The organism is Lysobacter sp. Soil_N_51 (assembly GCF_057655755.1).
The window spans coordinates 293274-305747 of record NZ_JBDGLR010000004.1; the positions used below are offsets into that span (position 1 = coordinate 293274).

The 12474-nt window shown below is 68.1% G+C and carries 1 protein-coding gene (cut by a window edge); it reads right to left on the minus strand.

The window, feature by feature from the left end; all coding sequences use genetic code 11:
* On the minus strand, positions 1 to 12474 hold the 3' portion of the coding sequence (locus AC3A4T_RS08990) for a non-ribosomal peptide synthetase (protein WP_487675067.1). 9804 nt of this gene lie beyond the right edge of the window; only the last 12474 of its 22278 coding nucleotides appear in the window; its start codon lies off the right edge, out of view; it ends in the stop codon at positions 1 to 3.

Genomic DNA, 12474 nt, shown 5'->3' on the forward strand with positions numbered 1-12474 from the left:
TCACAGGCGATAGTCCTGCGCCAGCGTGCGGCCGATGCGGGCCAGGTTGTGCGGATGGGTCAGCTGGTCGTGGCGGCAATCGATGTCGTGGGTGCGAAGCGCGCCGGTGATGTTGTGCTTGAAGGTGCCCGGTTCCAGCACATAGGCCTCGCCCTGGCAGTCCTGGGTGGCGATGAAGAAGACCACGTCGCCGCGGAACTTCGCACCGGGCTTGTAGTCGTTGAGCAAGTCCGAGTCGTTGTTCTGGGTGGCGACGAAGCGTTCCAGCAAACCGGCGTCGAAGCCGGAGAAGATGCTGTATTTCAACAGTTCGATCGCCTTGTCGAAGTCCAGCGACTGCGGATCGTAGTCGCCGATGTCGCAGCCGGCGATGTTCTCCAGGAAGCCTTGCAGGATGCTCGCGCGGGCGTCGCCCCTCGGCACGGTAGCGGGATCGAAACCCGGCATCGAGGTGCGGATGCACGAGTCCAATATCACCAGTCGCTCGACTTCCTGGCCCGCGTGTTGCAGGCGCAGGGCCAGTTCCAACGCGGTCGCGCCGCCGTAGGAATAACCGAGCAGGTGATACGGCCCTTCGGGTTGAATCGCGCGGATCTGCGTGAGGTAGGCGTCGACGTCTTCTTCCACGCTTCGCGACAACGGCGCGGACGGATCGATCAGGCTGGCGCTCTGCAGGGCGTAGATCGGACGCTGCGGGTCGAGATAACGGGTCAGGCCGCGATACCACCAGCCCAGACCGCCGCCCGGAGGCAGGCAGAACAGCGGCGGCAGGCTGCCTTGCGCGCGGATCGTCACCACCGGTTCGAGCGCGGACAGCGCCTGCAACGGTTCGGCCATGCGTTCGGACAAGGCCGCGATCGTGGGTGATTCGAACAGCAGGCGCGCGGACACTTCCACGCCCAGAGTGTGGCGGATGCGGCCGACCAGACGCGTGGCCAGCAGGGAGTGGCCGCCGATCTCGAAGAAGTCGTCGTCGATGCCGACCTCGTTGAGTTCCAGCACTTCGGCGAACAGCTCGCACAAGGCCTGCTGCTGCGGTGTCGTGGCCGCGCGCCGATGGCTGGAGGTGAACTCCGGCGCGGGCAGGGCCTTGCGATCCACCTTGCCGTTCGGGGTGAGCGGCAACATCGGCAGCGGCACCAGCAGCGGCTGCATGTAGTCGGGCAGATGCCGTTGCGCATGCTGACGCAGCTCGGACAGACGATCGAAGCTGCCCGGGCTGTTGGCGCAGGCATCGAAGTCGCGCGGGTGGGCCGGTTGATGGATGTCGGTCCAGATCGCTTCGCCGTCGTCCTTCGGCAGCAACAGCAGTTCCACGCCGCGTTCGGGCGCCGACCAGGTCACCGCGACCTCGCAGTCCAGTGCTTCGCCCTGAGCATGCAGCGCCTCGGCCGGCGGCAGTCCGAGTGGTTGCGCCGCCAGCAGGCGAGTGCGCACTTCGGCGATGCGCCGGCCGGCCTGCAACTGATGCAGTGCGTCGAGTTCGGGCTGCAACAGCGGATGCGGCACGTCGGTGACGCGCAATCCCGAGGGATGCTCGGCCAGCCGCGCGGCGAGCGCGCCGGATTCGAGCAAGGCCGGCGACCACGGCTGGGTCGGCAGCGCGGCGGCCGAACGCACTTGCGGACCCTGCTTGCGCAGCACCACTTCGTAGCGATGGCGGGTCAGCTCGTTGGCGTGAACGCTGCGCTTGGTCTGGATATCGACCGCGGCGATCTGCGGCAACCGTTGCGGCAGCTGGGTGAAGAACTCCGGCGCCAGCAGCAGTTCCTTCTCGGTCAGCAGGGTCTGATCGATGCGGCGTTGCAGGGTGGTCGCGTCGATGCCGTTCTCGGCCTGATGCAGTTGCACGGCGTTGACGAAGCTGCGCAGCAGTTGCAGGTTGCGCACGTCGCCCAGGTACAGCGCGCCGCCCGGCGCCAGCAGGCTCATCGCCTGCTCGATCACCTCCAGCAGGTAATCGCTGCTGGGGAAGTACTGCAGCACCGAGTTGACGATGATCGCGTCGTAATACGCCTCGACAGGCAAGGACGCGACCACCTGCCGGGTGCGGTGCGCGGGCAGGGTATGCAGTTGCACTTTGCCGGCGAGTTCCGGCCGCTGCGCGAGTTGGCGCTGCAGACGCTCGACGGTGGCGCGCGACAGATCGGTGCCGTGGTAGGTCTCCACATGCGGCGCCACCGGCGCCAGGATCAGGCCGCTGCCGACGCCGATTTCCAGCACCCGGCGCGGGCGCAACGCGAGGATGCGTCGCACCGTGGCCGCGCGCCATTCGCGCATTTCCTCCAATGGAATCGGCGTCTGGGTGTAGCTGCTGTTCCAGCCGCGGAAGTCTTCGCCGAACTCCGGCGCCTCGGCATCGACGGTGTCTTCGTCGTACAGGTCTTGATACAGCGACTCCCATTCGTCGACCTGGCGCGTCTCCAGCGCGGTGTCGCGCTGACCGCCGCCTTGCTTGAGCACGACATAACCGACCAGTTGCTTGTGACCGGGCACGTCCTCGCGCACCTGCACGATGGCTTGGGCCACCGCCGGATAGGCCTGCAGCACGTTTTCGATTTCGCCCGGCTCGATGCGGAAACCGCGCAGTTTCACCTGCTGGTCGCCGCGGCCGATGAACTCGATCTGGCCGTCCTCGCGCCAGCGCACCAGGTCGCCGCTGCGGTACATGCGCTCGCCGCGGTGATGCGCGGGCGCGTAGGGATTGGCGACGAAGCGCTCGGCGGTAAACGACGCCCGTCCCAGGTAGCCGCGGGCCAGACCGGCGCCGGCGATATACAACTCGCCGGGCACGCCCGGCGGCACCGGTCGCAGCGCGCCGTCGAGCACGTAGACGCGCATATTGTCCAAGGGCTCGCCGATCGGGACGCTGACCGCGTCGGTCGCGAGCGGCGGCACGGCGCAGGTCAGGGCGAAGGTGGTGGTCTCGGTCGGGCCGTAGCCGTTGACGATGCGCAGCGCCGGATAGCGCGCCTGCAGACGGCGGATCGCATCGGCGGACAGCACGTCGCCGCCGGCCCAGACTTGCACCAGCGAGGCGAACAGCTCCGGCGCCGACTCGACGAATTCATGGAACAGGCCCGCGGTCAGCCACATGCTGCGCACGCCGTGTTCGGCGACCAGCCGCTGCATCTGCCGGCCGTCGCTGCTGTCGACCGTGCAGACCACCACGCAACCGCCGTTGAGCAGCGGCACCCACAACTCATAAGTGGACGCATCGAAGGCGTGCGGCGAATGCAGCAGCACCACATCGTGATCGCGGGCGAAACGGCGGTCGCGAGCGAAGGCCACGATGTCGCCTTGTTCCACCGCCACGCCCTTGGGACGGCCGGTGGAGCCGGAGGTGAACATGACGTAGGCCAGCTGTCGCGGGTGCACGACGGGCAAGGACGAAACAACAGTCGGCATCGGCGCCGCATCGTCATCGGTCTTGTCCACACGCAGCACCTGCGACGGCGCCAGCTTGCAACCGTGCAGATTGCGGCCTTCGATACTGGCGTCGGCGATCAACAGCACCGTGTCGGTCTCGGCCAACAGCAGCGCCAGACGTTCGTCCGGATGTTGTTCGTGCAGGGGCAGGTAATACGCACCGGCCTTGAGCACGGCCAAAGTGGCGATGACCAGTTCGGGCGAACGACGCAGCAACAGCGCCACGCATTGCTCCGCGGCGACGCCGCGCGCGATCAGCCGTTGCGCCAATGCGTCGGCGCGGCGGTCGAGTTCGGCATAGCTCAAGCTGAGTTCGCCGGCCACCAAGGCCGCCGCGTCCGGGGTGAGGCGCGCCTGACGCTCGAAGCAGGCCGCCAGGCTTTCCACCACGACCGGATGCTCGCTGCCGTTCCAGGCCTCGAGCTGGACGCGCTCGCTTTGCTCGAGCAGATCGAGCTGGCCCACGCGCAAGCTCAGATCGCCCACCAGCTGTTCGAGAATGCGCTCGTAGCGGCGCGCGAAGCGCTGGATGTCGCTCTTGGCGAATACGTCCGGGCGATAGCTGAAATTCAACTTCACCCATTCGCCGGGCATCGACAGCAAGGTCAGCGGGTAGTGCGACTTGTCGCCGCCGAAGCCGTCGACCAGGCAGATGCTCAGACTGCCGTCGGCATTCGACAGGCGCTGGTCGTCGGCGTCCATCAGATAGTTCTCGAACACCATCAAGGTGTCGAACAACTGGGTATGGCCGCTGTCCTGCAGGATCTGGCTGAGCCCCAGGTGCTGCGCATCCAGCAACTGCGCCTGCCGGTCCTGCAGCGCGGCCAGCCAGTCGCCCAGGGTTTGCGCCGGGTCGATCGGCAGCCGCAACGGCAATGTGTTGATAAGCAGGCCGGCCATGCGCTCCACGCCGGCCAGTTCCGGCGGACGGCCGGAGACGGTGATGCCGAACACGATGTCCTGGCGTCCGGTGCTCTGCGCCAGCAACAGGCCCCATGCGGCCTGCAGCAGGGTGTTGATGGTCAGACCGTGGCGACGCGCCTGCGCGGTCACCGCCTGGGTGAGTTCGCGCGAGAAATCGTGCGGATGGGTATGCGGCATCACCGGTTCGGGCGATGCCTGCGGCGCCAGCAGGGTGGGGCCGTCGAGATCGGCCAGTTCGCGTCGCCAGGTGTCGCGCGCGGCCTGGCGGTCCTGCGCGGCGACCCAGGCCAGGTACTCGCGATACGGCGTGACGTAGGGCAGAGCCGAGCGATCGCCGCGCGCGTAATAAAGGCTCAGCAGTTCCTTCATCACCATCGGCGAGGACCAGCCGTCGAGCAGCATGTGATGGCTGGTGAACGCCAGGTAATGGCATTCGGGCGCGGTGCGCACCAGCAGGAAACGCAGCAGCGGTCCCTGCGACGGGTCGAAGCGCTGTTGATCTTCGCGCAGCAGCGCGGGCACATCGGCCACGTCGCTGTCGACGAAGCGCCACGGCGCCTTCGGCTTGAGCGGAATCACCTGCACCGCTTCCGGCAGGCCCTGATGCACGAACGAGGCGCTGAGATTCGCGTGCCGCTCCAGCAAGCGGTCGGCCGCGGTCTGCAGCATCTGCGCGTCCAGCGCGCCGTCGAAACGGAACACCTCCTGGACCAGATAGGCGTCGACGCTGTCCTCGTCGTAGATGGCGTGGAACAGCAGGCCGTGCTGCAGCGGCGACAGCGGCAGGATCTCGGCCAGCGGCGGTTGGCTGGCTTCGATCGCTTCGATCTGCGCCTGATCGAGCTTGACCAGCGGCAGGTCCGACGGGGTGAACCCCGGCGTGGCATGGGTGGCGCGTTCGGCGATGCAGCCCAGCAGTTCGAACCAGCGTTGCGCCAATGCGCGGATCGCCGTCTCGTCGAACAGTTCGCCGGCCCAGTTCCATGTGGCGTGCAGCATCGGGCCGGAGGCGTGGTCGATCGTCACCGCGTCCAGGCCGAGCACATGCCACAGCGGCCAGGTCGCATCGTCGCCGTGCGGCGCTTCGGATTGTGGTTCGTCGAGCTGACGGTCGTCGTCGGTTTCGTTGACCGCCTGCAAGCGGCCCAGGTAATTGAAGCCGACCTGACGCGACGGTTGCCCGGCGAGGGCATCGCGGCCGTGTTCGTCGAGATAGCGCAGCAGGCTGTAGCCGGTGCCGTTGTCGGGCAGCCGGCGCAGCTGCTCCTTGACTCGCTTGAGCGCCTGTTCGAGCGCGGCGCCACCGCGCAGCGCATCGTCCAGATTCAGCCCGGCCAGATCGAGCTGCAGCGGGAATTCGCTGGTGAACCAGCCCACGGTGTGGGACAGGTCGGCGCCTTCGATGATGGCTTCGCGGCCGTGGCCTTCCAGATCGAAACGCAGCGACGCGTTGTTGATGCCGAGCCGCTGCTGGCGCCAGTCGATCAGCGCCAGCGCGAACGCGGTCAGCAGCACGTCGTTGATGCGGCCGTGGATCTGGGTCGGCGCCACGGTCAGCAGCTGCTGGGTGATCCGGGTGTCCAGGCGCAAGGTCAAGGTGCGCTGGGTCGCGCCGAGGTCGCGGCGCGGATCGAGCGCGCGTTCGCTCAAGGCCGGATCGTCGCCGGCGAACATCGACTGCCACAGCGGCAGTTCGCCGCGGCGGGTGGCCGCGATCGCCGGCAGTTGCATGGCCCAGTGGCGCAGCGAGGTCGCAGCGGTTTCCAGGCGCGGCGCCAGGCCGCGTTTGCGCGCGTCCAATGCGGTCTGGAAGTCCGGCAGCAGGATGCGCCAGGACACGCCGTCCACCGCCAGGTGATGGATCGTCAGCAGCAACTGCGCGTCGTGGTCGTCGACGAAGCAAATAGCCTGCAGCATGCGGCCTTCAGCGGGTGCGAGGTTCTGGCGAGCGCTTCGCTGCGCGTCCTCGATGACGCGTTTACGCGCCGCGGCGTCGAGACCGACCAGCGACACCCGACGCAGGCAATCCTGCGCGCGCACCTCGCCTTGCGGAACGATGCGCAGCTGGCGGCCGGCATCCACGCGCAAGCGCAGCGCATGATGGTGATCGAGCAGATCCTGCAGCGCCTGCGTCAGCACGTCGCCGTGCGCATTGGCCAGACCCAGCGGCAGCGTCATCGACTGATTGAAGGACTCGGCGAGCTTGGGCTGATCCAGCAGCCAGTGCATGATCGGCGTGGCCGGCAGGGTTCCGGTCGGCGCTTCCAGCGGCGCGGCGGCGGTGCGCGGCAGCGGCGCGGCCGACGCGGCGAGAACCTCGACCGTCTGCTGACGGAACACGTCGCGCGCGGTGATGACCAGGCCTTGCTTGCGCGCGCGGCTGACCAACTGGATCGAACTGATGCTGTCGCCGCCCAGGGCGAAGAAGTTGTCGTCGATACCGACCCGCTCCAGGCCGAGCACTTCGGCGACCAGGGTGCAGAACAACTGCTCCTTCGCATCGCGGGGCGCGCGCACGCTCGCCGAGGCGAAGTCCGGCGCCGGCAAGGCCTTGCGATCGAGCTTGCCGCTGATGTTCAACGGCAACCGCGGCAGGCGCACGAACGCGGCCGGCACCATGTAGTCGGGCAGTTGCGCGGCCAGTTGCCGGCGCAGCGCATCCAGGTCGACAGCGGCGGCATCGGCCGTCGCGATATAGGCGACCAGTTGCTTGCGGCCCGGCTGATCGTCGCGCACCAGTACCGCGTTCTGGCTGTAACCCGACTGCGCGATGCGGGCCTCGATCTCGCCCAGTTCGATGCGATGGCCGCGGATCTTGACCTGATTGTCGCTGCGTCCCAGGTACTCCAATTGACCATCGCTGCGCCAGCGCGCCAGATCGCCGCTGCGGTACATGCGTTCGCCATGGGCGAAGGGATCGGCGACGAAACGTTCCGCGTTCAGCGCCGGACGATCCAGATAACCGCGGGCCAGGAATGCGCCGGCGAGGTACAACTCGCCGGCGACGCCGACCGGCAACGGTTGCAGACGCGCATCGAGCACATAGGCGCGGCTGTTCCACACCGGCGCGCCGATGGCGGGACGGCTGCCGGGGTCGATGCTGGCGAAGCAGGCGTCGACGGTGCACTCGGTCGGGCCGTACAGGTTGTAGCCGCGCACGCGCGGCGATTCGCCGAGCACGCGCCACTGCGCCTCGCTGACCGCTTCGCCGCCGAGCATCACGCAGCACAGCTGGCTGTCGTCGCGTTCGAGCAATCCGTCCTGCAGCAGCACTTCGAACAACGAGGGGGTCACGTCCATCGCGTGGATGCCGTGCTCGACCACGTAGTCGACCAGCCATTGGCTGTCCTTGCGCACCTGCTCGTCGATCAGGTGCAGCTCGTGACCCGCGGTCATCCACAGCAAGGCCTCGATCGAGGTGTCGAACACCATCGACGCGGTCAGGGCGAAACGCAGGCGCACGCCGCCGGCGAAGGCGGCCTCGCGATCGATCAGGATCTGCTTGTGATGATGGTAGAGATTGGCCAGCGAATCGTGGGAAATCACCACGCCTTTGGGCTTGCCGGTGGAGCCGGAGGTGTAGATGACATAAGCAGGATGCAGCGACGACCACGGCCGGCGGCGATCGGCGTCGCTGGGCGCGTGATCGGGAGCCGCAGCGAGCAGTTCGCGGGTGTCGGCGCTGTCGAGCATCAGCAAGGGCAGTTCGCGGCCGCGATCGTCCTGCGTCAGCGCGCGCGTGCCGGCGCTGCTGCCGATCACCACGGCGGGCAGGGCATCGTCGAGGATTTCATGCAGACGCTCGGCGGGCTGCTCGATATCCAGCGGCAGATAAGCGGCGCCGGCCTTGAGCACGGCCATCAGCGCCACGATCATGTCCGGCGTGCGCAGCAGCGCCAGCGCGACCCGGTCTTCCGCGCCGACGCCGCGGGCGATCAGCACATGGGCCAGGCGGTTGGCACGGGCGTCGAGTTCGGCGAAATCCAACTGCTGTCCGTTGCAGACCAACGCGGTGGCGTTCGGCGTGCGAACCGCGGTTTGCGCGAACAGATCGTGCAGGCCGCCGGACGGCAGTTCGTGCAGTTCAGCGCCGCTGGCTTGCAGCAGGCGGGTGCGTTCGCCGTCTTCGAGCAGATCCAGGCGACCGATCGGCAGGCTGAGATCGCCGGTCAGGATTTCGAGCAGACGGGCGTAGCGGCGGATCTGCGCTTCGAGGTCGGCCAGCGAGAACACGTCGGGCCGATAGCTGAAATCCAGGCGCAGGCGTTCGCCCGGCAGCAGCGACAGGCTGAGCGGGTAGTGCGACAGATCGCCGCCGTGGCCCTCGGCCATGCCGATGCGCAGTTCGCTGTCGGCTTCCAGCGCGCGTCGATCGTTCGGATCGAGCGGATAGTTCTCGTACACCATCAAGGTGTCGAACAACGTGGCGTGGCCGCTGTCGCGCAGGATCTGCGGCAGGTCCAGGAACTGCTCGTTGAGCAGCCGCGCCTGGCGCGCCTGCAGGTCGTCCAGCCAGGCGCCGAGCGTTTGCTCGGGCCGGATGCGCAGGCGCAGCGGCAGAGTGTTGATCAGCAGGCCGACCATGCGCTCCACGCCGGCCACTTCAGGCGGACGGCCGGACACGGTGATGCCGAACACGACGTCCTGGCGCCCGGTGTACTGCGCCAACAACAAGCCCCAGGCCGCTTGCAGCAGGGTGTTGAGGGTCAGGCCATGACGGCGCGCCTGGGTGTTGAGGGCCTGGGTGAGTTCGCGCGAGAACAGGTGTTGATGGGTGCGCGGCATGAACGGTTCGTCCGATGCCTGCGGCGCCAGCAGCGTGGGTTCGTCCAGGTCGGCCAGTTCCTCGCGCCAGGCCGCGCGCGCGGTTTCGCGATCCTGCGCGCCAATCCAGGCCAGGTAGTCGCGATACGCAGGTGCCGGCGGCAACGCGGCGTCGCTGCCGCGCGCGTGGTACAGCGCGAGCAATTCGCGCAGGACGATCGGCATCGACCAACCGTCGAGCAGGATGTGGTGGCTGGTGAACACCAGGTAGTGCAGGTCCGATGCGGTACGCACCAGGGTGAAGCGCAGCTGCGGCGCCTGCGACGGTTCGAAGCGCTGCTGCTTGTCCAGCAGCAACAGCGTCTGCAAGCCGGCGTCGTCGGTTTCCACGAAGCGCCACGGCGCCTTGACCACTCGGGCGATGGCCTGGACCGTGCTGGATCGTCCGTCGTGGATGAAGGCCGCGCGCAGGTTGGCGTGGCGTTCGAGCAGACGGTCGGCGGCGGTCTGCATCGCCGCCGGATCCAGCCGGCCTTCGAAGCGGAACACCTGCTGCACCAGATAGGCATCGGGCGCGCCGTCGTCGTAGAGAGCGTGGAACAGCAGGCCGTGCTGCAACGGCGACAGCGGCAGGATGTCGGCCAGCGGCGGCTGGATCGCCTCGATGGCTTCGATGCGCTGCTGATCGAGCGCGATCAGCGGCAGGTCCGAGGGCGTGAACAGCGTGCGCTCGTCCTGCGCGGCGTTGCGCGCGATCTGCCGCAGCAGCTCGAACCACAGTTGCGCGAGTTCGCCGATGGCCGGCTCGTCGAACAACTCGCCGGCCCAACTCCAGTTGGCGCACAGCACCGAACCGTCGCGGCGGTCCTCGGTGGTAGCGTTGAGCGAAAGCGCGTGGACCAGCGGCGCGTCCTCGCCCGCGCCGGGAATGGCGGCCTCGGCCTGGGCCCAATCCGAAGCGCTTTGGCCGTGCTCGGCGATGGCGAAACGGCCCAGATAGTTGAAGCCGATCTGCGCGGCGGGCTGGCCGCCGAGCGTGGCGCGGCCGCTCGCATTGTGGTAACGCAACAAGCCGTAGCCGATGCCGTTGTCGGGCAGGGCGCGCAATTGTTCCTTGACCGATTTGAGCGCGGTGTCCAGCGCGGTCCCGCCGTGCGCGGCCGCGGTCTGGTCGATGCCGCTCAGCGACAGCCGCAGCGGGAACTGGCTGGTGAACCAGCCGACGGTGCGGCTGATGTCGATGCCTTCGGTGCCAGCTCCGCTCAAGGTTTCGCGGCCATGGCCCTCGAGATCGAAGCGTACTTGCTCGACATCGCCCAGGCCGTGGCGGCGGCGCCACTCGGCCAGCGCCAGCGCGAACGCCGACAGCAGCACGTCGTTGATGCGGCCGTGGACGCGTTCGGGCGCACGGGTCAGCAACAGGCGCGTCACCTCCGGCTCCAATCGCAGCGACAGATGGCGTTGGCTAGCCAGGGTGTCGCGCGCGGGATCGAGCGCACGCGCGCTCAGCGGCGGATCTTCGCCTTGCTGCATCGCCTGCCAGAACGGCAGTTCCTCGATGCGCGCGGCGGCGGCCGCCGGCAGGGCCAGGGCCCAGTGACGGAACGAGGTCGGCACCGGCGCGAGATCGGGCGCGACGCCGGCGGCGCGCGCCTCCCACGCGGCCTGCAAGTCCGGCACCAGGATGCGCCAGGACACACCGTCCACCACCAGGTGATGCAAGGCGAGGAACAGGCGCGAATCCGCGCCGTCGTCGAACCACACTGCCTGCAGCATGCGTCCGTCGGCCGGCGACAGCCGCAACTGCGCGGCGAGCATCGCCTCGTGCATGCGGCGCTCGCGCGCTTCGGCGGACAGGCCGTGCAGCGGCACCGACTGCAGACAGTCGGCCGCGCGCAGGCTGCCGGGCGCGCGGATTTCGAATGAACCGCTTTCGGACGAGCCGTCGCGCAGACGCATGCGCAGCGCATGGTGGTGTTCGATCAGATCCTGCAACGCGGCTAGCAAGGGTTCGTGCCGCAGTTTCGGCACTTGCAGCAGCATGGTCTGGCAGAAGTGCTGGTAGGAACCCTCGCGCTCCAGCAACCATTGCATGATCGGCGTGGCCGGCAGCACGCCGGTCGGCGCCTGCTGCGGCAACGTGTCGACCGGTTCGCTGGTGGCGGCGACGCGGGCCAGCGCCTGCACGCTGGGATGCTGGAACACATCGCGTGCGCTGAAGCGCAAACCGACCTGACGCGCGCGTCCGACCAACTGGATCGAGCTGATGCTGTCGCCACCCAGGGCGAAGAAACTGTCGTCGATGCCGACCCGGTCCAGTCCCAGCACCGCGGCGAACAGGTCGCACAGCGACTGTTCCAACGCAGTGCGCGGCAGGCGGATATCGCGGCTGGCTTCCGGCGCGGGCAGGGCTTTGCGATCCAGCTTGCCGTTGGGTGTCAGCGGCAAAGAGTCCAGCGCGACAAAGGCGACCGGAACCATGTGTTCAGGCAGATTGCGGGTCAAGTTGCTGCGCAGCGCATCGGTGTCGAGCGCATCGGCGCGGGTCACCAGATAGGCGATCAATTGCCGTTGGCCAGGAATGTCCTCGCGCACCGCGACCGCGTTGTGCGGGTAACCCACGCTGGCGATGGCCGCTTCGATCTCGCCCAGTTCGATGCGGAAGCCGCGCAGTTTGACCTGGCCGTCGTCGCGGCCGAGGTATTCGAGCTGACCGTCTTCGCGCCAGCGCGCCAGATCGCCGCTGCGGTACATGCGTTCGCCCGAAACGAACGGATCGGCGACGAAACGTTCGGCGCTGAGCGCGGCGCGCCCAAGGTAACCGCGCGCGAGGCCGGCGCCGGCGATATACAACTCGCCGGCGATGCCCACCGGCTGCGGTTGCAGTTGCGGGCTCAGCACGTATACGCGGGTGTTGGCGATCGGAGCGCCGATGCAGATCAGTTCGCTCGCGAGTTCGTCGGCATCAACCTCGGAGCGAGCTTGCGAGCGCAGCCGCGCCACGCTCGACCACACGCTGGCCTCGGTCGGGCCGTATTCGTTGTACAGCGCGCAATCCGCCGAGGCCTGTGCGCGGTGCTGTTGCAACAGCGCGGCCGCGATCGATTCGCCGCCCAACACCACGCGGGTCAGCGTCGACAGGCGGCCCTGCGCCTGCTCCAGCGCCGCGCGATACAGCGCCGGCCCGCTGAGCCAGGCCTGGACGTTATGTCGAGCCACCAGTTCGGCCAGCGCCGCCGGCTCGCGCTCCTGTCCCGGCGCCGGCAGCACCAGCGTGCCGCCGCTGCTCAAGGCATGCAGGATCGCGCCGAGCGATGCGTCGAAAGCTACCGACGGGAGCAGCAGCACGGTTTCGGG